The following is a 22,702-nucleotide window of genomic DNA, read 5'->3' as shown; positions in this document are numbered from 1 at the left end:
TTTTGATTCCCTTCTTAAAAAGGGAAAATCCGGGGATAAGCCTATGCTTCCGATGCAGCTTTCTTTCAGAAAGCTTTTAGGCACACGCTTCGCTTCTTCAAGTTATTTCTGTCCTCTCCGTTATCGTGTAAATGTTTAGTTGAACATATATAAATGAAATGAGTCCTTAACCTAAGATGGCGAAACGCCATCTGATAGAAGCCTTAAAATATATAATAAAGGGCAGATGCCTCTGCCCTTGCTGTTGTGTTTTATTATTTATACTGTGTTGTCATTTCTTCTTATTCAAAATCTCGGCAAGAGCGATTTCAAGCGTTCCGTATGTGAATGTGAAACCTTCCCTCTCCAATCGCTCAGGAATGACCCAACGACTTTTGAGAACCAATTCCGTCTCGGTCTGAATGAAACGTGCGCCCAGTTCAAGCATCCAGCGAGGAGAAGGAAGCCCAATTCGAACACCCATCTGTTCTCTCAGACGCGTCATCAGCTCCCGATTCGTCACTGGATGCGGAGAAGAGGCATTGAATACACCATTCAGATGTGGGTGCTCTTGCAGATAGATCACCATGCGGAACAGATCCTCGATATGAATCCAGCTGAACTGCTGTGTGCCTGCGCCTTGCGATCCCCCTAAGCCAAAACGAACCAGGTTCGTCATGGGCACCATTACGCCGCCCTCACCCAGCACAATCGCAATCCGCAGTGCAATCTGACGTGTAGACGGGAGACTGAATTCAAAGAAAGCCTGTTCCCAAGCTTTGGCAACGTCGACCGAGAAGCCAGAGCCAATCTCGCCTTCTTTTTCCGTCATGGGACGATCTTCAGCATGTCTGTATATGGTTGCTGTGCTCGAATTAATCCATAGTTCCGGAGGATGATGACAAGCCAGGACGGCTTCCCCGAGAATACGCGTTGTACGCGTTCTGGATTCCAGAATGGCTTTGCGATTCTCATCTGTATAACGGCAATTCACCGATTTGCCTGCCAGGTTAATCAGCATCTCTGCTTCTTCCAGTGCCTCTATGATTCCTGCACGATTCTCCCAGGCAATATGACCGGGCTGACGCGAGATGATCAGCACCTCATAACCCAGCTTCTTGAACCTTTGGGCAAAATCCTGTCCGACAAATCCCGTTCCACCAGCCAATACAACCTTCTTCACGGTATCCCCTCATTTCCCATACTGGGTAAAGATTTCGCAAGAAATAGATCAACATTTTCTATGCATGCAAAATACAGATATTAGATTAAACACCGCTGGTGACCCGTTGGTTTGATTTAATTCACACCCAGGGATGCGTACAAGCGATCCCGCTCTTCGAGAGCCCATATGTTTGCAGGGGTTTGTTCCAGTTGATATCGGAGCTCATCATAAAAATCATGGATCATGAATCCGTCTGGCAAATTGCCAAGCATGGCTGTAAAGTTGTACTCTGGCAGTGTTTTCTTTCCTTCACTGATCTGCTTCAGCCAGTCCATCCACTTCGCAAGAGTGAGTACTTCCTCCTGCCATAACTCCGCCTGTAACCCAAGCACATCCTGAAACTGCTCGTACGCGAAAGGATCAACGAAGACCCGGCAAGCCTGAACAGCCAGTTCATACAACTGGGTCACTGCGCGACGTACCTCATGCTCCAGTTCGACCTCCAATCCTCCCATATAATCCTGAACCTGAATGCTCTGTCCATCATCATATAGCAACGGGGCTTGGGCCAATAGGCGTACAATCTCTTCCATCTCGTGTATTGAAACTCGCTTCTGCTCATAGAGAGCAGGTAATTGATATGCTGTAATGATCATTCACTCCTACATCGTTCTTCTATTAATGACCTATATTATAGCACGGTTTGGCAATCATCTATCAGGATAACTTGACTACCTACTACAACTTGTAGTAGTTTATACGTACTACGTAGTGTAGTAATACGATCGTTATGGACGCATAACGATGTGAAGGAGTGTTCACGGTGAACCCGATTCAGAAATTATCCGAAACAGAAATGGAGTTAATGGTCGTTATATGGTCATGCGATCCACCTGTCACCTCAACAGAGCTATTAGACATATTCGCTGAGAAAGGAAAAGCGTGGAAAGCGCAGACCATGTCTACCTTTCTATCAAGGTTGGTAGATAAAGGCGCCTTAACGGTTACGAGACGTGGACGAATCAATGATTATAAACCTCTTCTGCAGCCCGAAGATTACAAGCTACAGGAAACGCAGCACGTTCTTGATGGACTCTATCAGGGTTCAGTCAAGAATTTGGTTTCAGCTATGTATGATGGTGACAAGCTTTCAGACGACGACATTTCAGAACTGAAAAAATGGCTTTCGGAAAAGTAGGTGCAGATGATGAACATCTTTTTTGAAATTCTGTGTAGCCTGACCGTGGCTGGAAGTATCGTTGCCGTTTGCATTTTGGCGCTGCGACTCCTACCCGTATCTTTTTTTCCGACCAAGTGGCTCTACAGACTCGGTAAAATGGCTCTCTTGTTCTATCTGTTCCCGATATCTCTTGGCCTTTCATGGCTTTTGGGTTTTGCATTCCCTCCTGCATCAACTGTACCAAGTACAGAGTATGCAACATCTTCGAGCTTACTTGCAGGACCATTCATCCCGGAACAAACCATATCTGTACCTACAGCCTGGTTCTTGTTATGCGTATGGAGCATTGGCGTCATTGGTTTTTCTGCATGGCAGGTGTATTGTTATCGGAGATTTTTGAATGAACTATCACGCACAACTACACCCGTCCTCTCTCATAGTGAAGCAGCTATACAGCTACCATTACTCAAAGAGGCATTGGGTATCAAAGAGAATATCACGCTTGCTCACAGCACTTCAGTAAGGAGCCCCATACTGGTCGGCTTGTTTAAACCAACGATATATCTTCCACCCGAAAATACGGTCAAGATGGACATCAAGATGGTCATTCATCATGAGTTGGTACATCTGAAACATCAAGATCTGTGGGTCAAGGCTCTGACCTTGGGGGTTAGTGCCCTGCACTGGTTCAATCCCCTGATTCATATGATTCGCCGGGACATTCATGCCTGGAGCGAGTTGGCCTGTGATGAAGATGTGGTGAAAGAGATGTCGCATGAAGAGCGAAGACGGTACGGTGAGACGATTTTAAATGTGATGGCGGGAACGAAGAAAATGCCTGCTCAATTTTGTTCGTCCCTATCGGGTGAAGGCAAACAATTAAAAAGGAGATTGATGAACATGTTTAATGTGAAGAAACTGAACAAGAAACACTGGATGTTAAGTATGGGGGCCCTATTGCTTATTACAGGAGTAAGTACATCCACCGCAGTATGGGCATCAAACCATACCGTTAAAGTAGAGGCCAAGGTGACTGAAGCCGTGCCTGTTCCTTCCGTATCTGAAACTCCCGAGATCGTAGCTTCTCCCGATACGGCCGGATTTTCCGAAGCTGTAACTGTTCCCTCTGCTTCCGAAAAGCCTGAACTCGTGGCTCTACCTAAGGATGAAGTGGCAGATAATGTACCAGCTCCTTCTTCTGTTGAACCTTCTGAAGATGACATTGCAGAATCAGCCACAGTTCCTTCTCCTGCCTCACCTTCTGATATGGTAGCCCTCCCTTCCGAGGACAAGGCTTCCGAGGCTGCAACCGTTCCTTCTCCTGCCTCACCTTCTGAAATGGTAGCGCTCCCTGCGGATCAGGTTTCGGAAGCTGTACTTGTTCCTTCAAAGAAGTAACTCAACGTTAAGGAACAAGTACACCCAGATAAACAAAAAGGACGAAGCATAAGTCTTACGCTTCGTCCTTTTGTATATTAGATAAACGTTTTGATCGTAGCAAAATATTCACGGATCATGTTGACCGGCTTCAAATATCCTGGTGATGGGGCAGATATGCCGTATTCTGCCGCATAACCGTTCTTGGCTGCAATATATTTGGAGCGGAACATGTGATAGTCACTCGTGACAATCATGATCTCCGGGTGCTCCAACCCGGATTCCTGAATAATTTTTTTGGAAAAGGCCAAATTCTCCTGTGTACTTGTGGAGCGATCTTCCATAATGACTTGCTCAGGGCTAATCCCCTGTTCAACCAGATAATTTTTCATAGCGAGCGCTTCGGGAATCGATTCCCCAGGTCCCTGTCCACCCGATACAATGACCGGTGTCTGAGGGTGACTGCGAATGTAGTCCAGACTGGCATCTAACCTTTGCTTCAAAGTCAATGATAATTCCGTTCCCCGAATGCCTGAACCTAGAATAATGACGTAGTCCGCCTCTTCCGGATCATTCGCGCCCAGCTGTGTGAATACAAGTGCCTCAATAATGACAAAAGAGACGGCAGCCACGCCAAATCCGGTAAGGATAATCCGTTTCAAAATAACATGCTTCTGATAGTCAATCCGTCTTAGTACAATAAAAGCCACCGTGATCATTCCGAAAAACATGACTGGAAATCGTTGGCCCCAGAAGATCAGAAACGCCACAAAACATGCCAACAGGACAAGATCAATGATCAGTCCATATTTTTGTAAGAACCTTTTTATCAAGTCCGTAAACACTCCTTTTGTACCAATTCCGCGTATCTCTATGATTCAAGCTGTTATTATCTTTAATTTGGGCCATTGTTCCTGCCAACACTTCCTATGGACACGCTGATTGTAATAGTCATTATCCATGAAGAAGGGGCTTTTGCGAACCACGAGTTGATACAGATCATGCAAACCATGCGGGGCACAGATGTGCACCCGGTCCTCTTCATCCAGCTGTACGCCTATGGCAGTCACGATTTCTGGCCAATAGCGAAGGGCATCCTCAGTAGATTGATAAGGATCTGTGCCATTGCGCAGATGCATTCTCGCCTGGTTTTTGACCGACCACTTGGCATTGCCAGTCTCTTCACGAAGCTGTTGTTCGAGCCGTATGTCTCGCTCCTCACGCAAGTCTCGCGCATCATAATAAACAACATCAATATCGCTATGAAGTTCACGAAGATCATATCCATGCAAAACATCCCAGATATAATTACGAATATAACCTGCACCTATGTAACATTGCGGCAGATGGAGACTCTGAACGAGCCGTAGATCTTGCATTAATTGTTCGTGAACCGTAATTGCTTGAATGAATCTCTCCTCATGCAACATGTCTGCCTCCTGCGGTTCACCTTATAGTTCTCCCGTATTAGCGATAAACCCTTGTTTCAATATATCATGTTACTTATCTGCAATAAAATGAACAACGCTCGAACATTCACTTCACTGCTTCAAATTCTAAACCCGTCACCTACAAATAGCCCGTAAACAGCTTGGGTTGTCCAAGTGTTTACGGGCTACATTATTAATGAGATGGAGTTAGAAACAGTTAAAATTTATTTAATCGGTATCCAGATTTGTGGGGGCTGGTTCGGCCCAGGGTATACTTCCAGCTCTGGCATATACGCATGCTCATAAGGATTGGATGGAAACCATTCCGAGATAATCCGTTTCCACAGAAGCTGCATACTTTCCGGCATCGGGCCTTCTACTTCGAATATACTCCATTGGGAAGCAGGCATGGTGAAACTTGATAATCCTTCCGGCACTTCACCGTTGTAAGCCGTAGCAATCCAGTATTCCATCTGCTTTTCCTTGATTTCGCTCTGATCCACAACGACACCAAGTAACCCTGGAATATCCCCGTTGTTCAGTTCAAATAAACGCTCCTCTGTACCGCTCTTCCATGCTTCCTGCCACATCTTCCCGATCCCTTGCAGATGTTCTCCATCTACATATGAGAAAGCCTGCTTCACCCCCACTAATGTGAATTCGGGATGTTCAACAATTCTATATTTCATCGGTTCTGCTCCTTTAAGACTTACTTGAATAACCAGACGATTATACGATTGGACAGAGCTACTCTTTTTGCGTGCCTCACTTGGTGCGATACCATGTTGTCTCCGGAATGCTTTGGAGAAAGATTCCGGTGTGTCATAGCCGTATTTAAGCGCCACATCAATAATTTTGTGATCACTTTGCATAAGTTCATGTGCCGCCAGTGTCAATCGTCTGCGTCTTATGTACTCAGCTACAGTAACATCTGTTAACAGGGCAAAGGTACGCTGAAAATGAAAGGGAGAGATATGAGCCTCTGCTGCAATCCGCTCCATCGTCATATTTTCGAGCAAGTGGTCTTCCATATATTGAATAGCGATCTGTAATGCGTTGATCCAGTTCATGTGATAATCACTCCTTGATGTCTAATATAACGGATAAACGCCCCAATAACCTGTCATCCTGTGCTCTCATTTGTCCGGTGAAAGCACAACGATGTAGTTCATATAACACCACCTCACAGAATTTGACAATGTAAACGATTTACTATAGCCTTTGAGTATAATGATCGTTCTATCATATTTTAAGGGAGGACATTCCTGACTATGAGCAGCAAAAAAGAAATGCTTTTGAACGTGGCTGAAGAACTGTTCTATCTTCACGGCTTCCATTCCATTGGCTTGAAACGAATTATTTCGGATGCCGGGATCGCCATCATGACGTTATATAATCACTTTGAGTCCAAGGATGATCTTATTGTCCAGGTGCTCCTGCGACGTGAACAGCGTTATTTGGAACAGCTTCGGCAATATGCTGACAATAAAGCACAACCCATGTTCCTCAATTTGGCTGAAGGACATGCAAAATGGCTGAAAGAGCACGAATCAAGAGGGTGCTTATTTTTACGCGCCAAGGAAGAATTTGGAGGTCATGCGGATCATATCATCGTCCAGACTGTCAATGCGCACAAAAGACATATGCGAACTTTAATCCATACATTGGCGCCTGCTGCGAGTGAACGCGATCTATTGAGATTCTCCATATTGCTGGAGGGTTCCACCGCACTCGCTGAGACAGAAAATGTAAATGACGTCTGCCGTGAACTGATCCATATGACGCTAACCAGTTTCAAGTAATGCCATTCCGGGTGAGTTAGTAGTTCAACTCACTTTTTTATTTCATGAGAAATATAATGATCGTTCTATCTAAAAAGGCGGTGGATTAAATGAAAAAAATTATCTTTCCAGGCATTGCACTAATCGCTGTGTGTTATGCATTCGGGCGATTCAGTTATGGGTTGTTTATGCCGGAAATTTCGGAAGCCTTACAATTGAATGATACAGCCTCAGGCGCGATTAACTCAGGCACTTATATTGCCTACTGTCTGTCCCTTCTAACTGCACCCCTGTTGATTAATCGCAAGGGACATCATTATGTCATCCAACTGGCCGGAATCAGCGCCGTGCTAGGTTTAACCGGCATCGCCCTATCTCAGAATGCATGGATGCTTACTTTCAGCATATTTCTCGCTGGTCTGAGCACAGGCTGGGCTTCCCCGGCCCTTGGCAATGCAGTGAATGCCGAACTGGCTCCTAATCTGCAAGCAAGAGGCAACAGTTGGATTAATACAGGGACCAGCTTCGGGATTGTTGTATCTGGCCCACTCTACTTGCTCTTTACGGATTACTGGCGTCTAACCTACATCCTGTTTGCCGCAATCGGCATTGTCGTTCTTTTGTGGAACAGACGTGTCATTCCAGCAACCAAGACCCTGCCTTGTACCAAATCTCTCTGGACATGTATGAAACCAACCAGACCTGGGTCTGCTCTGCTCATGGCATGTCTGTTGACTGGTTTTAGCTCTGCAATCTATTGGACCTTTGCCCGAAATTTCCTTACAGACGAGAAAGGGGCCTCCGATTCGGAAGCCGTGTTGTTCTGGATTGTGATGGGGGTTATGGGCATACTCGGCGGATGCGCTGGCCGCATTATTGAACGGATCCAGATTGGGTGGTCCTACCGAATTGGCATAATGTTATTGGCTATTTCGCTTGGGGTTATCCTTCTGCCATCCATGACTGCCAGCATAATTTCTGCCATCATGTTTGGGAGCACCTACATTTTCCTGACCAGTGTATTTATCGTTTGGGCAACGAGATTATTCAGTCCGAATGTATCCATTGGAATCAGCCTCGCCTTCCTCGCATTGGGTGTTGGGCAATTTCTCGGCTCCTCCATGGCAGGTTACACGATTGAAGTATTTTCCAATACAACGGCATTTCTCTCCTTTGCTGTACTGGGCCTGTTCGGATTGTTCATTCGGGTGAAATAAATACAAGAACAACTTTCTGGTTGTGTTATTCTACGCGGCGAACACTTCCGGTTACCCCATGTTGCAGCTGCACATCTGTAAAAGTAACCGTCGTCCCTTGTCCGATTGGGGATTGGGCCACAATGCCAACTTTAATCTCTTCCGGGCAGTCGAGACCGAAATATCGAACCAGCTTCCACTTCTCTCCATCCTGAGAATAATGGAATGCAAAACTATTGCCTGCCCGGGCTACACGTAAATAAGGCTTGTTAACCTCTACAGGTGCAGATACACAATCATCCGAGTTACCACGAGTAACGACACTAAGAATAGACGGCTGTTCTTCAAAATACTCAAAGCAGACTTTAGCCCAATTCGTATCGTCCACCCTCACCATCAGGCAGCCCGAATCATACTGTTCTTTCATGTCCACCTGTACTTGAGTGACGATGCTGAAATCTCCCTTGACTATTGTATGTAAAAATGGAGCTGAAGCTTTCACCGGCTCACCTCCCGGATCAATGAAAAAGTCACTGATCGGCGAAACGGTTATCGTTACTTTGCCGTCTTCAATGGACCAATCTGCTGGCTCGTTCAGCCACCCGAGGTTGGCAGATAATGTTTGACCTGAACATTGTTCGAATAGATTCGTCATGTGGCACACCCTTTGTGTTGGAGTATAAGTTCTTCTTGCTCAATTGCTCTATTTGTATTCGGTATATGTAGTGGTTAATCCTGTAGGTTTTACTTAAACATTCCATCCCCGATATCGTACACCGATCTGTACTGTTGGATGATACGCTCGTCCCATACTTGTACTTCAATATATCGTTCCGGACCTTGATCGCCTTTACGGTTCCATTCTTGAGGCCAACCATAGGCCTGAATAACTTCCAGGATTTCATCCTTGGTGTAGATCTGCTTACGGTAAGGTTTATCATCTGTATAACGCATGGTTGGAAAGAGGTCTCCATACGTGAAGCTCACAACTTCGGCAGACAGATCTTCCCACGGAATCAACACTTGATCCGGTTCGGTATACCAGGATAACAGCCATTCACATTCACCGAGGGTCAGATAGTGGGGATATGGCTTGGTGGGGGTTCCGCCCTTGGCCTTAAACTGCTCGTACGCTTTATGTTCAAGTGCTCTGCGGATGGTCATATAATCTGCTGATCGCTGACTGGCAAAATTCCGGCCTTCATGCCGGATTTGTCGGGTAACTATTTCGGCTTCTTCATTAGACAGGCTGGAGAGATTTCGGAAAGGACCAAGACTTTTTTCAAAATAATGATACGCGTTCAAGTCTGTCATATGAATCTCACCTCCAACAAATCGCTCCGTATCCATATTCGTTAGTCATAGTGTACATCATGCCAACATTTATGGAAATATCTGTAGCAAAATATTACCCGTGGATAAAGTTACACTTGGGCATTTCAATTCCACGGAGGAAATTCACTATTATCAAGGAAGTATTAACCAATAAGTGGTAGACTAATAAAAAGTATTTATCTTCAGCAGGCTTAAAGGGAGGTCTTATTATGTTTGGTGTTAACGTCAAAAAAATAGAAGATCAACTGGTCATCCGCTGGCAGTTCTCCAAAATCGAAATTCCAATTGTACATATCACATCGGTCACTCTGGATGATACATACGGTGGCAGCGAACCATCCGCCATTCGAATCGGTCCGGTTAATGGCACAAGCGAGAGGATTCTGATCCGTACGGTTAATCAATCATATATCTTATTCACGAACAGTGTGAATTTATATCCCAATATCCGAGATATGCTACAACCGGCAAACTAGATTGTGGTTCGAAACGGATTTTTATGTTTCTCCAAGGAATAGCTCCATTTACATATGTACGCCACCAGAAAGAAGCGTGAGTATTCGCCTGAATTCTTACAGCGAATAACTAACGCTTCATTGATTCCAATTCAAGTTGGAAGTGGGGTTCTTATAACCAACTCCACTTCGGTAACTGATCGAGCGTAATGACCTCGTTGTTATGGTACAATTCCTTCAAAAACGTTAGTTCATTATGCGTCCCGTCTCTCAGGAATCCACCTGTCCAGGTACAGAACCAACTCCAGTGTACATCCTGTTCCTTCATTTGCTTGGGGTCAGGGATGGAGCCGTTCTCGGCCAGTGCAATGATTTTGTTGTTCTTCACAAGCTCAAGCAGGTTGGCGTAACGTGCAGCCAGCGGGCTGTGGTCCCCTGCTTCCGGGTACACATCCACACTCACAATATCCACGACATCATCACCCGGATACCATTCCGATTTTTCCGAGTTCCATACCCAGATGAGATGATGCAGCTGATGTTCGTGTACCAATCGATCATACAATAAGCGATATAACTGTATCGCAGGTTCGGGGCCTTTCGCTCCCCACCAGAACCATCCACCCTCTGCTTCATGAAGTGGTCGGAACAATACAGGTACGCCAGCATCCTTCAACTCTTGCAAATGTGTAGCAATAACATCGATATCCCGAATCAATAACTGATATGCTTCCGATTCAGTATCAGCTAGCGCGGAGGCAAGATCATAGGTTGTTGCGTCCGTATAAAACCCCCGCCACCACTCTTTACCCGGTTCATCGATCAGATCCGTCGGTGCGTTCCAGTGCCAGCATAGCGTCACGATCCCGCCTTGTTTGTGCCAGTCTATCGCATCCCGAATCTCCTGGGAGACCGCACCGCGCTCTGTTCTTGATGGCGAATATTCCATGAGATCAAAGCCAATCACAGCTGGCTTTCGGCCTGTATTTTCATTAATCCAGTTTAGATTGCTGTAGTCCTGCTGACCTGACAACATCCCTTTCCCATAACGCTCGACCAGGAACGCCATTAGTTCTCTCGCTTCGGATGTCGCTGCTTCATTCACCGGAGCACTGTTGATCATACGTACCGTCATCGCTAACACCTCCAACTAGGTTTACCATGTTTATCGCTTCAAACAACAACAACAACAACAACAACAACAACAACAACAACAACAACAACAACACAGGATCACATCATCAAATCACAAATGTACTGCAACCCTTATAAAAGAAAAAGACCTGCTTAACCCACAACGCCCGAGCGCTCAATGCTCTCCACAAAATAACGCTGTACAAACAAGTACAAAATAATCAGCGGTGCAATCGCGAGTAAAATGCCTGTATCCACGATCATGGCCACATAGTTCGGATCGGCCTTGATGCCCGAGTTCGAGCCAAAGCCCATCAGTTGCGGGATCAACTGGTTCGCCTGTGCAGGCAAGGAAGCCACTTTCAACGAAATCAGTGGACTTTCACTCATGAATAATGCCGAATAGAACGTATCGTTGTACTGCCACACAAACGAGAACAGAACGACCGTAATCAGCGGTGAGATTGCATTGGGCAACATGATACGGGCAAACGTCTTGAATCCACCAGCGCCGTCAATTAGTGCGGCCTCCTCGATTTCCTTCGGCATGCCCTTGAAGAACTGCCGGAAGATGTAGATGAACAACCCCGCCTTCAGCCCTCCCGCTGTAGCCGCCGTAATCACGGAAGGCCAATACGTATTCAGTAGATTGATGCCATTCTTTCCCGTGAACAACTGGATGATGCCCATAAAGTCAAAGCTGCGGAAATGCAGATACATCGGCACCATGAGTGTGCTTGTTGGCACCAGAATCGTGAGAATTACCAGCACAAAGAGTACATTGCTACCCGGAAAAGAAAACCGGGCGAACCCGTATCCGGCAAGTGCACAGGATATGGCTGTCAGAAGCGTTGTGATGGTAACGAACAATAACGTGTTCGCCAGCAAGGGCAGGTAATCCATCACTTGGGCCGCCAGCCGAATATTATCCAACGTAAAGTGCTGAGGAACCATATAGATCGTTGGATTGTAGATATCCTGCTTATCCTTGAACGCAACTGACACTTTGAGAAATAACGGGTATAGAATAATAAATGAAATACCAATGACCAGTGCATATCTGAATATGGAATAGAGAAGGTCCGATGTCTTGTTTCGCACCCGCTGCATGTGGTAATTCTGTTTGGGAACTACCACCATGCGATCTGTTCCTGATGCAGCCATAATCTGAAGCCTCCCTCAATGTGAACTGTCAGTTGTAATGAACGCGCCGTGACAACACCCAGCCCACTACGATCAGTACAAGGCCAATCACCAGCGTGTAGAGCCAGGACATCGCCGAGCTTAAGCCAAAGTTCTGAGTTTTGAAAGCAGTCTGATAGATGGCCTGTGTGACCGGACTTCCGGCAAATGAATCAATAATGGTATAGATCACATTCGTCAGAATTAACGGACTAACCATTGGAAATGTAATTTTCCAAAATGATTCATAGGCTGTTGCCCCTTCGATCTTCGCAACCTCGTACATCGATCCCGGGACCGATTGCAGCGCTGCGAGAAAGATCAGAATCTGAACGCCAGAGCTGCTAATAATCTCATAGATTCGCATGATGGCTTCTACAATGTAATCCACATAGGCCATAGGCAATCCCACATCCGCCAGCATCCGCACAATGGAAACCACGTTGAACGAAGCACCACCATCGGCTGCAGCCTCCACCGCACTTGCATCCCCCATCAGATTGATTAATCCCGCAGACTCAGCTGCTGCAACTGCACTGGAAGCCAGAATAACCGGCAGGAAAAAGATCGCACGTGCCATCGTTCTGCCTCTAAATTTCTGATTGAGCAGTGTCGCCGTGAACAGACTGAAAAACAGAATCATCGGCACGTTAAGTACCATCGCTCCTACCGAATCGACCAGAATCCGGTTAAACGTTGCGTCAACCAGAAGCGCATCCTTGAAATTTTTGAATCCAACGAAGTCCAGAACGTATCCGCCAGGAGCAACCGACAGATTACTCAGGCTGAACCGAATGGATTGCAGGAGCGGCGTGGCAAAGAGGAAGATGAAACCGAGCAGCCACGGAGAAATAAATGCAAGTCCAAGCAGCGCTCTCCGTGACTTCAGCGATAATCGAATGGTTCTCATCGGTTCACTCCTCCCACCACATATTCCATCCCGCCAACCATTGTTCCATCGACGCTTACTGCATCCGCATTGTAATTCACAAGGATGGATGTACCGTCAGTATAAGTCGTTCGGACCACACCATTCTGGATGCGTTCATGCTTAAGAATCTGCTCATTCCCCAGTTCTCCCAGTACTTCATTGGCCTGCTTATACAAGGCAATGGCATCATTCACCCAATATGCATAGTCCGTTGCGTAGGCAGAATCATAGTTTGTCAGCTTCAGTCTGGATGATGGTTCATAGGTCCATTTAAAATACGGAGCTGCCCCTAGCTCCAGACTACGGAGCAACTGTTTGCGGAGATCCTGATCCCCTGACGTGTTCATCGGTGCTGCCGCATAGTTCAAGTATCCATGAATGACCATCGCATAAAAAGGAACCTCTTCATCGGTAATATTGAACCGACTCGACCCTGCGGGTACATTGACAACATGTTGTGCACTTCCCCAAGCGTAACTATTGGCTGCGGATACCATCAGGTTCGGATAGGACTGTTGCAACTTGCCCAGCTGCTCCTTCACAATGTTCTTCGCCGTCTCTCGATGAATCACCCGACTATCCCGATAATCCGAGGTCAGAACCTGCCCAAGGTCACGGAGGGATAATCCACCAAGGTCCAGTTGATTGAATTTGTCAGCAAACTCACTCACCACATAAGGAAGCTTGGCCGCTGAAAGCAGATAATAGCTATCCCTGCTCTGATCCATGCGATTAAGCGCTGGATTGTACGGATACAATTCTGCTGTCTCCTTTGTGACAAACCGTGCCGCATCCGAGGAAGGAGCAAAGCGCAGATCATCGTGATAAATGTGCTGGAAAGCCACATCCGGGAACAAGCCTCCACCCGACTGCTCCAGCTTAGCGGACAACGCCTGAAGCTCGGCACGGCTGCCTACTTCGCTGTCCAATTTCACCTGGGTTGGCGTATGATGGCTGATGCCACCGCCGAACCATCCCTGATATCGCATTTGCACGCCGTTTACACCCTCCTGCTGCAACTTCGCAGCCATTTCAGTGGCCTGCTCGTACGTCGTCATGGCTAAAGTGGAGCGATAGGGCACGCTCAGGAACGAATCCTTTTTGTCCACTGCACCAATCACATCCACATAGAACGGCAACTCCGTCTGTTCTGCGAGCGGCTTCAGTACATCCTGCTCTATCAACTGCTGTTGATACAGGCGGGCCATACCCGAGTAGCTGGCATCTTCTCCATGAAGAAAATGATAGCGTACCTGAATATCTCCACGATAAGGCGCTTCGCTAAGCAGCTGAATCTCCTGCATTTTCTGCGAGGTGTACATCTCCAGTTCATCTTCACCCCGCAGGGAGAAGGTCGCATTCACATGGTTGTAGCTGTTCTGTCTGCCTCCAATATCCGCAGAGATACTGGCTATACCATCCCCTTTTTCAATGACTGCAAACCACGCATTCTCCCCGTTCTTCAGACCAAACACAGGCATATGCGCAGATTCACTAACCTGAGGACGACTGAGTGAATTATCATTTGGGTCTGCGCCATAAACGCGCTGTACATACTGTTCTTCTTGGGTTTTCCCGTTATTCAGGTGGATTAAGCTGCCGGAACCATCTGGTACGAGCATGTAACCCTCGCCTTTCGTATCCGCAGCGCCAAAGTAAGCGAGCAAATCAATATTCCGAATGCGGTATTGCCCACTTTCCTGAATCTGACTCAGAGGCACGGTCACAACAAGCGCCCCTTGATCCAATCGGTATTCTACAGAAATCACAAAGCTTGGCTTATCCGATACGCCTCCGCCTTCGACCCCGTTCTCCTGATTGTCATAAGCGAGATCTTCCGCTGTGTAACCTGCCGTCTCGAAGGCACTCAACATCTTGTTCAATACAAGCTGTTTGGAAATCTGTCCATCCAGCCGTTCCAGAATATCCGGATTGTTCTTGGTTGGATAATAACGAGCAGATGTGTATCTTGCGACAGTAGCATCCAGCTTGGAAAGAACCTTCTCCTCGAGTCGCTGCTTGCTAATCAGTTTCGGCAATGCATCAATTCCAAGTGATGTATCACCAAGTGTATAGTTGACCCGTATCCCCTGATCGATCTGGCCCGCGGTGAATTGTTTGTTGCTTATACTCGAACTGAAATTTGGAAAGTTCTCCAAAGTGCCCATCGAATCCCGGAAAGACACGTTCAACTGGGAGGACAGGACCTCTTTTTCGTATGCGGAAGCGAGACTGTCCTCAGCCCGTTCTTTCGGGTTGCTGTACCAGATCTCTCCACTTTTCCCGTCACGTACGGCAATTTCCGTTGTCTCCTCGTTATAGTACAGGGCCAACCCCTGATCTTCGGCGACCAATTGCATACCAGGCACCCCCTGCGAAGAGTCACCAAGGAACTTCAACGGTTCCTCCATGATGGGCATAGCTCTTGTTGTTGTGTCCAGATAAGCCGCAGCTTCTACGGCAGGAACCCCCCTGTTGTTTATATACAGCAGCCCGGCTGCAATCATGATTACAGCTGCACCACCAGCCAGCACCGTATATAGTCGTTGCCTTTTGTTCACGGATGCCGCCTCCTTTAGGTCCGAAAAATCAACTCGCGGTAAATGTTATAACCGAATTCGTACAGCTGTTGCAGCATGCTGAAGACGAGTGCCCCAAGGAACACGATAATACCCATCACAATCAGCGTCAGTACCATTGTAATGATCGTTTTGATCACCGTGTACTGGTGTACCGTCATCATGCCAATGAACAAAAGCAGTACAAACCAGAAGAACGCGATGCTGTTGAACAAATAATAAAAAGCAGTCTCCTCCTGTACCATGAACCGGCTGATCACGATCATTGGGGCATAGATCAGAATAACCGGAATGAGCGAGTAACCTGTCGCCAGCACGATTTCTCTGAACTTGCCCTCTCCTTCCATCAAGGTTGTCACTGCCCAGTTGGCCGTGCACCATAGAAAGAACGGGACCGCAACTGTAGCGATCTCGATCATGCTGTTAATCGTGCGAGGATCGATGTAATTGACGAGAAATCCTGCGTACTGCTTTTGCAAAATCATCATCACAATCGTGAGCACCAGTGCTGCAAAAGCAACAAACAGCCGTCCCCGGTTATCGGACTTGAGGTCCCAAAATGCATCAATGGGGTGAAAAATGAGATGCAGCGGAAACTTAATAAAATCCTGCTTCACGATCAGCCTGCCTCCTCCGTCTCCATTTAGCTGCCACCCGGGTCAGAATCAGAATGACGATCAGCGTGATAACAGCGGTCAGGAATGTACCAAAGTGTTCCTTCATCATCTCGCGCCGATGCCTCTTGAACGCGACAGAATAACTCTTACGGTCCATCCCAAGTTCGAAGTAACCCAACGCTTCCTCGTTTTTCTTCTCCATTAATAAGGACTTGCCTATACCGATATAGGCGATGTCATAGTTGGCATTCAGCTTCAGTACTTCTTTCCATATACTTACAGCCTCCGTGTCCTCGCCCTGATAGTGGAGCGCGACCGCTTCATTGACACGGGCACCAAAACGGGTTGGCTCATAGACAACAAGGTTGTTCTTGCCCCGATCCAGAACCAGGTGATGCTCACCCGATTGTTCAATCGCAACTGGCGTTTTGAGCGTGCCCACCTGATTTCCTTTGCCGCCGTATATGTAGAGCAGATGACCTTCATCGTCGTACGTGAACACCCGGTTCTGAGTCGCATCGAGTACACTGTACATGCCGTTGCCCAGCACTTTAACATCAATCAGTTTGGATGGACCCGGATTGTTGCGGAACCGGATATCGCCTTTGACGTCGTAATAACCAAACCGTTTCAGTACATCTTCGCCAGACGGATTCAGCCGCTTGATCGGTTCATTCGAGCCGGGATCAATATTCGTCGCATACACGAATCCTTTGGGGTCAATATCTGCATTGGAGAACTCCGTTGGCACAAACAGGACCATCTGTGCGCGCTGGGCTTTGGTGGATAACATGCGCCAGATATATTCGCCGTAGTCCCGCTCCACTTTGTTGGTACCGACATATCCGATAAATTTCCCACTCTCGTCAAACTGCATAATCCCTTCATAGACCCCCTGTGCCACAACATACACTCGGCCCACATGGTCTACCGTCAGCTTCAAGGGCTGGAACTGGAATTGGGTCGATAGGATATCCGACTCGGGCTTCGTGATGGTATGCATCCACGTCCCCTCTCCATCCAGGACAACGACACGACTGTTGCCCGTATCAGCGACGTATATGTGTTCTTCTTCATTCACAAACAATCCGCCCGGAAGATTGAAGGTTTCCTTGCTGCCCTCCATCATGAATCCATCAATGACGCGCAGCAGTTTAAAACGACTGTCCAATACGATAATTCGATTGTTCCCGGTATCCAAAATATAGATCAACCCGGACGGAGAAACGTTCACATCACCCGGCTCCTTAAACGCACTAATGCCGAGGTCACGACCAGATATGGTACGCTCGGGCAGATAAGCATCGGGTGAAGGTACAGCCTCTTTCCAATAGTTGTAGTTATAACTCTCATACGGCGCCGGGGAGGCCGCCGCAGGCACGGCATTCACCAGCAGCAGAGATACTGCCGCCAGGAGAACAAGCCATCTTTTCACTGTGCGTGCCATATCGTTCCCCCTTAATCCTTCATGCCCGAGCTCGCCATCGTCTCAATGATCCGGCTCTGCGAGAAAATAAATAGCGTGATTGGTACACTCATCAGTATCAGCGCTACCGCAGCTCCCGCTCCTGCCCGGGATATTCCACCCTGAATAATCTGGCCCGCTGCATAATGCAAGGTCTTGAGCTGCTCACTATAAATGTATCCATTGCCATCACTGCCCCATAACATCTGGAACAACAGGATGATCAACGTAAGCCAGGCTGGCTTCACATTGGGCATAACGATAGACCAAAAGATCCGGTATTCACTCGCACCGTCAATCTTGGCTGCTTCCAGCAGTGCATCCGGGATCTGCTCCATGAATTGTTTCATCAGATACAACCCAAGTGAATAGGCAAATGCCGGAATAATAACAGCCCAGTACGTATCAATCCATCCGAGCCATGACATGATCATATAGTTCGGAATTGCCGTAACTGCCGGTGTGAACATCAGTGATAGTACGACCACCTGGAACATGAATACTTTGCCTGGAAACTTGTGCTTGGCAAGCGGGTAGGCCGCCGCGGAAGCAAGCAACACGTGACCTACAATTCCGATGCCTGTAATAAATACTGTGTTGAAAATATAACGTGAGAACGGTACCCACGAGTCACTCAGCAGATTCAGCAGATCCGTAAAGTTGCTGAGCGTGGGATTTTTGACAAATAGCGTTGGCGGAAAGGTGAAAATCTCATCCAATGGTTTGAACGCATTGTTGATGGCATAAATCAGCGGCAGCACCATAAAGGCACCAAATACGAGCAGAAGGGCAAACAGGGAGAGACTTCCCGATAGCGAGCGATTCACCCGCTTTTTGCCTGTCGCAATTGCAGCCATAGCTATTCTCCCACCCTTCGAAGCAGTTTCTGTACCAGCAGGTTGGTGCCCACCATAATCATGAACAGCACAGTCGCAATCGCCGATGCATATCCCATCTCAAACCGTGTTGTACCAAAGTCGATCAAGTGGGTGACCACCGTCTCTGCCGCATAGTTCACGCTTGGGAACCCGGCCAGTGCAATCGACACATCGGCCACGGCAAATGAAGTTGTGAGCTGAATGACTGCGCCAAACATGAGCTGCGGACGCATGGAAGGCAAGGTAATGTACCACAGCTCCTGCCAGCGATTCTTGATCCCATCCACTGCTCCCGCTTCGTACAACGTCCGGTCCACCGTCTGCAAACCGGCGATAAATGCCAGAAATCCGGTTCCCAGACTCAGCCACAGCTGTACGAGAATAAGAATTGGCATAATGTACGCTTCCGTCTTCAACCACTGGATCGGCTCCAGCAGAAAACCCCATTTGATCAACAGCCCATTTGCGATGCCATAACGATCTCCCGAGAAGATCATCAGCCAGATGAAATACACATTGCCCGAAATGGAGGGCGCGTAGAAGATCAACGTCATGAACGCTCTCCATTTCGGTGTTAACTCATTAATGATCCACGCGAAAACGAAACAGGCAATATAACTGATCGGTCCGGTAATAATGGCGAACAGCAACGTATTCTTGATCGCAATCAGGAATACATCATCCTCCAGAAACAAGCGGGTGTAGTTATGCCAGCCAATAAACCGCGGAAATTCCAGCATATTAAAGTAGGTGAAGCTGAGTATGATCGAGATGACAACCGGGATCACGGTAAACAGGATGAACAGGAGCATATAAGGTGCAAGCAGAACATAGGAATGTTTGCTGGCCTTCATTTCCTGGAGCTTCCAGCTCCACCACGATTTCATGCCCATCCTTGACGCTTTCTCAGGAGGACTGTTTTGTCCGTCTCGGAGTGATATTTGTGGCACGATTAACCCTCCCTCTGCTTACGGAAGACCAAATTCATTACGCTTGACTCGAATCTCGTCCTGAATATATTGGGTATAATCCATGATGGATTCCCTGGCTTCCACTTGGCCAACAACAGTTTTGTAAAATGCATTAAACAGATGGCGGCCTGTAAAATAACCACCAGGCACTTCGGGAATACCCTTCACCGTTTCAAATTGTGCCTTCAGATTGGCGTAATCCTCCGCAGGCCACGGCAGGGCATCCAGTGCCTTGATGTTGGCCGTTGGATAACGCGCAGCCGCACCCATCAGTCCTTCCATCTCCCGTCCGAATTCCGCCTGAATCGGTGTACTGGTCCACCATTTCATGAACTCCCACGCTGCATCCTGATCCTTGGCACCTTCCAGCATCATGACCGCGCTGCCTCCACCCGGTACGTCCCGATTCAAGGTTCCATCCGCCTGAACGGTTCCCGGTACAGGAACGAATCCCCATAATCCCCGAATCTCCGGTGCAAATACCGACAGTTGGTTGTACATGGTGTAATCCGTTAGTCCAATAGGCATCTGTCCTGTCCGGAAACGGTTGGCAAAATCATATTCCCGCTCCAGCTTGTAATCGGTATAGAACTCTGTCCACCGCTTGAACGTTTCAATGCCGATCCGGGAATCCAGATCCGACTCCTTGTCATCATTCCGATAGAAGGCGCCACCGTTCTGAAGCAGCATCGTGGCATACTGCGAGTTCGGTGGAATATTGACACCCTGCATATTGGCCTGGGTCACAATCGGCATGCCAAATTCCATATGGTTTTTGCTCAAAATCGCGAGTAGAGCCTCGACATCCTCCCAGTTCTGTGGCACTTCAAGCCCCAGTTCTTCGAGCACATCCTTCCGGTAAAACAGCATGTTAAAGGTCTGCGTCTCCGGCAGAGCATATACGCCTGAATCATAGGCATACGGTACGATTGCACTTTCTCTGAACTCCTGTTCTACGGTGCGATAATCACTGAATTGCGTCAGATCTACAGCCGAGTTCCGCATGGCAAAATTCACGGGCAGATCATTACCGATCTGCATGGCAATATCAGGTCCTTCACCTGACAAGGTCGCTGGCAGCAAGGTCCCCATATTGACCAGCTTCAGGTTCACATTAATGCCACTGTCTGGTGTGAAGGTCTTATCAATCATCGCCTTCATCGTATTGGCCTGATCCCGCCCGCTGCCAATCCAGACGGTTACGGTCCGCTGATCTTCCGATGTAGCTACATTGCCGATCTGGTTATAGTCAATGAAGAACGAATGATAGAATATCTTCGCTTCATGACCGAGCTTGGCAAGTGGCCCCATGCCTGAACCGGGAATATCACGGTCAATGGAAGTGACATACAATGCGTCGATCTCAAGGGGCTGCTCTCGTGCCTGCTGCACCCATGTGCCGAGACCACCTGTGTTGGTTTTGTAAGCTGCAAGCCTTCTTGGAATGGTATTTGGCTTGTCAATCATCTCGTCCAGTTGCTGCGCCATCGTCTTGATCAGTGCTTCCTGATCACTGGACTGTCCTGATAGAAGACGAAGCTGTGCGGCCACATCTTTGAGTCGTTTACTCTCCCCGCTGAACACTTCCAGCAGGTTCGGGATCTGTTCCTCCACCCGATAATCCCGGAATTCATCAGGTTTGGTACCTGTGATCATCAGAATGCGTCGGTACATGGAGTTCAAGTTGTACAGACTGTCCTCCACATTGCGGATAAGTGGTGCAAAGTCACCGAGGCTGTTCTCCAGCCGTAACACATGTTTTCCTTTTTCCAAGTGAAATCTGTATGCTTCCTTGCCGCCCATGACATCAATGCGATAATCACTTTGATAACGGAAAGGTGCTTGGGCCATCTCTGCAAACGGAACTTCACCATCAATGGTGAGCTTGCGTGTGGAATAGATGCCTTTAACGAAATTCTGCTGTGCGGTAAAACCGATATGATACAGTCCGCTCTCCGGTACATCCACTTCCCATTCAATCCATTGTCCTGGCAGACGCCAGTTAAAGCCACCAATCGTATTAATGCGCACCTGGGAAGCGCTGTAAGGGGATACTGCAGAACTTGATCTTTCGCTCGTCGGGTATAACGTAGGTGAAGATTTGGCAATAGCGGCTTCTCCTTCAATGCGAATAAGGACATCCTTCGGCTGCCCGGAGGAATCAGACTGTTGTGCCCCCACAGTCTCTGCGTAAGGAACGGTTGTCTCCTCATTGAAAAGGCGAATGGACCGAATCACCATGGGTTCACGCGATGATTTTAGCGTCAGGGTATGTTCCCCTTTTTCCAAATAAAACTTGAATGGTGCCTGTTCGTACCCGTCGGAGTCCTGAAACGTCTCTTCCATCCAGCGTGGTTGCTCCACTTGTCTCGGACGAAGGTCATTGCCTTGATTATCCTGCTCAACGACATCTTTCTCATTGGTCCATACCCGGTCAAACTGCAAATAGGCGGCTTCCGCAAAAGGAAGTTCACCGTCAATGTACAATGCACGTTCAATAGCCGAGCTCTTGCCTTCAACGGGATAATAGAGCGCAGACAGGTTATACAGCCCCGTCTGTGGTACGTCAATGATCCAATCGACTTGTCCGGTCTCTCCGGTATGGAGAGATACACCATCCATTCCCTCATAATTAGTGAGTTTGCGGACGTCTTCACCTTCGGCTCTTATGTAATTTCCCGCTTCAATGGTGATGTCCACACTCGGTTGTGGAACCTGGATTGTTCCAGAGCGATACTGTTCGTATCCCTTCTTCTGCCGGGTCTGCTGCAAGATCGCATCCACTTCAATCGCAGGCAGACTGCCAGGTGGAACGTCCGCACTCTTCCCATCAGCGCCTGAAGTTACATATAGAATGATGCAAGCTGCCGCCACGATGATCACTGTGGACCATATCCATGTCTTACGTTGTAGAATTCCAGCCATCCTGCGAGTCCTCCTCATCAAGGCTGATGCCAGCAATGCCGATTTGGTGGTTCAGGAAAAAGGGGCTTCGTGCAACATTGCCGACACGAGCCCCTGCCTGAATCGTTTGCTGGTGATAAGTG

The 22,702-nt window shown here is 47.7% G+C and carries 21 protein-coding genes; 5 read left to right on the top strand and 16 right to left on the bottom strand.

Translation table 11 applies throughout. The annotated features are described in order from the left end of the window. Window positions 1–271: 271 nt before the first annotated feature. Together ACTHPG_RS03700 and ACTHPG_RS03695 are read right to left on the bottom strand one after the other, a co-directional pair. Window positions 272–1,162, bottom strand: a complete 891-nt coding sequence (locus tag ACTHPG_RS03700; RefSeq protein WP_440387795.1) for a TIGR01777 family oxidoreductase — start codon at window positions 1,160–1,162, stop codon at window positions 272–274. A gap of 116 nt (window positions 1,163–1,278) precedes the next feature. Continuing rightward, window positions 1,279–1,800 carry a hypothetical protein gene (locus tag ACTHPG_RS03695; protein ID WP_440387794.1) on the bottom strand — a complete coding sequence of 174 codons (522 nt, stop codon included), beginning with the start codon at window positions 1,798–1,800 and terminating at the stop codon, window positions 1,279–1,281. A gap of 167 nt (window positions 1,801–1,967) precedes the next feature. On the opposite strand from ACTHPG_RS03695, the gene ACTHPG_RS03690 reads away from it, so the two are divergent. Continuing rightward, window positions 1,968–2,342, top strand: coding sequence for a BlaI/MecI/CopY family transcriptional regulator (locus ACTHPG_RS03690; RefSeq protein ID WP_278296120.1), 375 nt, complete (start codon window positions 1,968–1,970; stop codon window positions 2,340–2,342). A 6-nt stretch (window positions 2,343–2,348) separates the two neighbouring features. Continuing rightward, a complete protein-coding gene (locus tag ACTHPG_RS03685; protein ID WP_440387793.1) occupies window positions 2,349–3,722 on the top strand; it encodes a M56 family metallopeptidase in 1,374 nt (457 codons plus the stop codon). Between the two features lie 77 nt (window positions 3,723–3,799). Here ACTHPG_RS03685 and ACTHPG_RS03680 read toward each other — a convergent pair whose 3' ends face one another. The 3 genes from ACTHPG_RS03680 to ACTHPG_RS03670 all read right to left on the bottom strand — a co-directional run bounded on the left by ACTHPG_RS03680 (window position 3,800) and on the right by ACTHPG_RS03670 (window position 6,201). Continuing rightward, window positions 3,800–4,534: a YdcF family protein gene (locus ACTHPG_RS03680; RefSeq protein WP_440387792.1), complete on the bottom strand. Its 735-nt coding sequence runs from the start codon at window positions 4,532–4,534 to the stop codon at window positions 3,800–3,802. 45 nt (window positions 4,535–4,579) lie between these two features. Then, window positions 4,580–5,131: a nucleotidyltransferase family protein gene (locus ACTHPG_RS03675; RefSeq protein ID WP_440387790.1), complete on the bottom strand. Its 552-nt coding sequence runs from the start codon at window positions 5,129–5,131 to the stop codon at window positions 4,580–4,582. Between the two features lie 224 nt (window positions 5,132–5,355). Further along, window positions 5,356–6,201, bottom strand: a complete 846-nt coding sequence (locus ACTHPG_RS03670; RefSeq protein ID WP_440387789.1) for an AraC family transcriptional regulator — start codon at window positions 6,199–6,201, stop codon at window positions 5,356–5,358. 201 nt (window positions 6,202–6,402) lie between these two features. Here ACTHPG_RS03670 and ACTHPG_RS03665 point away from each other — a divergent pair, with 201 nt between their 5' ends. Together ACTHPG_RS03665 and ACTHPG_RS03660 are read left to right on the top strand one after the other, a co-directional pair. Further along, window positions 6,403–6,933 carry a TetR/AcrR family transcriptional regulator gene (locus ACTHPG_RS03665; protein ID WP_440387788.1) on the top strand — a complete coding sequence of 177 codons (531 nt, stop codon included), beginning with the start codon at window positions 6,403–6,405 and terminating at the stop codon, window positions 6,931–6,933. Between the two features lie 89 nt (window positions 6,934–7,022). Beyond that, window positions 7,023–8,129: an MFS transporter gene (locus tag ACTHPG_RS03660; RefSeq protein ID WP_440387787.1), complete on the top strand. Its 1,107-nt coding sequence runs from the start codon at window positions 7,023–7,025 to the stop codon at window positions 8,127–8,129. A gap of 25 nt (window positions 8,130–8,154) precedes the next feature. Here ACTHPG_RS03660 and ACTHPG_RS03655 read toward each other — a convergent pair whose 3' ends face one another. Beyond that, window positions 8,155–8,763: a DUF1349 domain-containing protein gene (locus ACTHPG_RS03655; RefSeq protein WP_440387786.1), complete on the bottom strand. Its 609-nt coding sequence runs from the start codon at window positions 8,761–8,763 to the stop codon at window positions 8,155–8,157. An 89-nt stretch (window positions 8,764–8,852) separates the two neighbouring features. Beyond that, entirely contained in the window at window positions 8,853–9,422 is a 570-nt protein-coding gene (locus ACTHPG_RS03650; RefSeq protein ID WP_440387784.1) for a hypothetical protein, read from the bottom strand. 230 nt (window positions 9,423–9,652) lie between these two features. Between ACTHPG_RS03650 and ACTHPG_RS03645 the strand changes: the two genes are divergently transcribed. Then, window positions 9,653–9,919 carry a SunI/YnzG family protein gene (locus ACTHPG_RS03645; RefSeq protein ID WP_440387783.1) on the top strand — a complete coding sequence of 89 codons (267 nt, stop codon included), beginning with the start codon at window positions 9,653–9,655 and terminating at the stop codon, window positions 9,917–9,919. Window positions 9,920–10,070: 151 nt separating this feature from the next. Here the strand turns inward: ACTHPG_RS03645 and ACTHPG_RS03640 are convergent, their stop codons facing one another. The 9 genes from ACTHPG_RS03640 to ACTHPG_RS03600 form a co-directional block, all read right to left on the bottom strand. After that, a complete protein-coding gene (locus ACTHPG_RS03640) occupies window positions 10,071–11,033 on the bottom strand; it encodes a glycosyl hydrolase (protein ID WP_440387782.1) in 963 nt (320 codons plus the stop codon). Window positions 11,034–11,185: 152 nt separating this feature from the next. Continuing rightward, window positions 11,186–12,196 carry a carbohydrate ABC transporter permease gene (locus ACTHPG_RS03635; RefSeq protein ID WP_440387781.1) on the bottom strand — a complete coding sequence of 337 codons (1,011 nt, stop codon included), beginning with the start codon at window positions 12,194–12,196 and terminating at the stop codon, window positions 11,186–11,188. Between the two features lie 28 nt (window positions 12,197–12,224). Then, a complete protein-coding gene (locus ACTHPG_RS03630; protein WP_440387780.1) occupies window positions 12,225–13,124 on the bottom strand; it encodes a carbohydrate ABC transporter permease in 900 nt (299 codons plus the stop codon). Continuing rightward, window positions 13,121–15,706 carry a DUF5696 domain-containing protein gene (locus tag ACTHPG_RS03625; RefSeq protein WP_440387779.1) on the bottom strand — a complete coding sequence of 862 codons (2,586 nt, stop codon included), beginning with the start codon at window positions 15,704–15,706 and terminating at the stop codon, window positions 13,121–13,123. The genes ACTHPG_RS03630 and ACTHPG_RS03625 overlap by 4 nt, the downstream gene beginning before the upstream one ends. A gap of 14 nt (window positions 15,707–15,720) precedes the next feature. Next, window positions 15,721–16,341: a YIP1 family protein gene (locus ACTHPG_RS03620; RefSeq protein ID WP_440387777.1), complete on the bottom strand. Its 621-nt coding sequence runs from the start codon at window positions 16,339–16,341 to the stop codon at window positions 15,721–15,723. Continuing rightward, on the bottom strand, window positions 16,322–17,788 hold the full coding sequence (locus ACTHPG_RS03615) for a gluconolactonase (RefSeq protein ID WP_440387776.1): 1,467 nt from the start codon (window positions 17,786–17,788) through the stop codon (window positions 16,322–16,324). The genes ACTHPG_RS03620 and ACTHPG_RS03615 overlap by 20 nt, the downstream gene beginning before the upstream one ends. Before the next feature lie 11 nt (window positions 17,789–17,799). After that, entirely contained in the window at window positions 17,800–18,663 is an 864-nt protein-coding gene (locus ACTHPG_RS03610; RefSeq protein WP_095288389.1) for a carbohydrate ABC transporter permease, read from the bottom strand. Window positions 18,664–18,665: 2 nt separating this feature from the next. Further along, window positions 18,666–19,577 carry a carbohydrate ABC transporter permease gene (locus ACTHPG_RS03605; protein ID WP_440390118.1) on the bottom strand — a complete coding sequence of 304 codons (912 nt, stop codon included), beginning with the start codon at window positions 19,575–19,577 and terminating at the stop codon, window positions 18,666–18,668. Between the two features lie 75 nt (window positions 19,578–19,652). After that, on the bottom strand, window positions 19,653–22,580 hold the full coding sequence (locus ACTHPG_RS03600; protein WP_440387775.1) for an extracellular solute-binding protein: 2,928 nt from the start codon (window positions 22,578–22,580) through the stop codon (window positions 19,653–19,655). Between the last annotated feature and the right edge of the window lie 122 nt (window positions 22,581–22,702).

The organism is Paenibacillus sp. SAF-068 (genome assembly GCF_051967555.1).
GTDB lineage: Bacteria > Bacillota > Bacilli > Paenibacillales > Paenibacillaceae > Paenibacillus.
Note: the sequence above shows the minus strand (reverse complement) of the source record. Positions and strands in the feature narration are given on the sequence as shown.

What these genes read in the sequence shown, in the direction of transcription:
- ACTHPG_RS03695 (WP_440387794.1), bottom strand. Translation starts at nt 1,800, where the DNA reads ATGATCATTACAGCATATCAATTACCTGCTCTCTATGAGCAGAAGCGA.
- ACTHPG_RS03685 (WP_440387793.1), top strand. Translation starts at nt 2,349, where the DNA reads ATGATGAACATCTTTTTTGAAATTCTGTGTAGCCTGACCGTGGCTGGA.
- ACTHPG_RS03675 (WP_440387790.1), bottom strand. Translation starts at nt 5,131, where the DNA reads ATGTTGCATGAGGAGAGATTCATTCAAGCAATTACGGTTCACGAACAA.
- ACTHPG_RS03670 (WP_440387789.1), bottom strand. Translation starts at nt 6,201, where the DNA reads ATGAACTGGATCAACGCATTACAGATCGCTATTCAATATATGGAAGAC.
- ACTHPG_RS03665 (WP_440387788.1), top strand. Translation starts at nt 6,403, where the DNA reads ATGAGCAGCAAAAAAGAAATGCTTTTGAACGTGGCTGAAGAACTGTTC.
- ACTHPG_RS03660 (WP_440387787.1), top strand. Translation starts at nt 7,023, where the DNA reads ATGAAAAAAATTATCTTTCCAGGCATTGCACTAATCGCTGTGTGTTAT.
- ACTHPG_RS03655 (WP_440387786.1), bottom strand. Translation starts at nt 8,763, where the DNA reads ATGACGAATCTATTCGAACAATGTTCAGGTCAAACATTATCTGCCAAC.
- ACTHPG_RS03650 (WP_440387784.1), bottom strand. Translation starts at nt 9,422, where the DNA reads ATGACAGACTTGAACGCGTATCATTATTTTGAAAAAAGTCTTGGTCCT.
- ACTHPG_RS03645 (WP_440387783.1), top strand. Translation starts at nt 9,653, where the DNA reads ATGTTTGGTGTTAACGTCAAAAAAATAGAAGATCAACTGGTCATCCGC.
- ACTHPG_RS03640 (WP_440387782.1), bottom strand. Translation starts at nt 11,033, where the DNA reads ATGACGGTACGTATGATCAACAGTGCTCCGGTGAATGAAGCAGCGACA.
- ACTHPG_RS03635 (WP_440387781.1), bottom strand. Translation starts at nt 12,196, where the DNA reads ATGGCTGCATCAGGAACAGATCGCATGGTGGTAGTTCCCAAACAGAAT.
- ACTHPG_RS03630 (WP_440387780.1), bottom strand. Translation starts at nt 13,124, where the DNA reads ATGAGAACCATTCGATTATCGCTGAAGTCACGGAGAGCGCTGCTTGGA.
- ACTHPG_RS03615 (WP_440387776.1), bottom strand. Translation starts at nt 17,788, where the DNA reads ATGGCACGCACAGTGAAAAGATGGCTTGTTCTCCTGGCGGCAGTATCT.
- ACTHPG_RS03610 (WP_095288389.1), bottom strand. Translation starts at nt 18,663, where the DNA reads ATGGCTGCAATTGCGACAGGCAAAAAGCGGGTGAATCGCTCGCTATCG.
- ACTHPG_RS03605 (WP_440390118.1), bottom strand. Translation starts at nt 19,577, where the DNA reads ATGGGCATGAAATCGTGGTGGAGCTGGAAGCTCCAGGAAATGAAGGCC.
- ACTHPG_RS03600 (WP_440387775.1), bottom strand. Translation starts at nt 22,580, where the DNA reads ATGGCTGGAATTCTACAACGTAAGACATGGATATGGTCCACAGTGATC.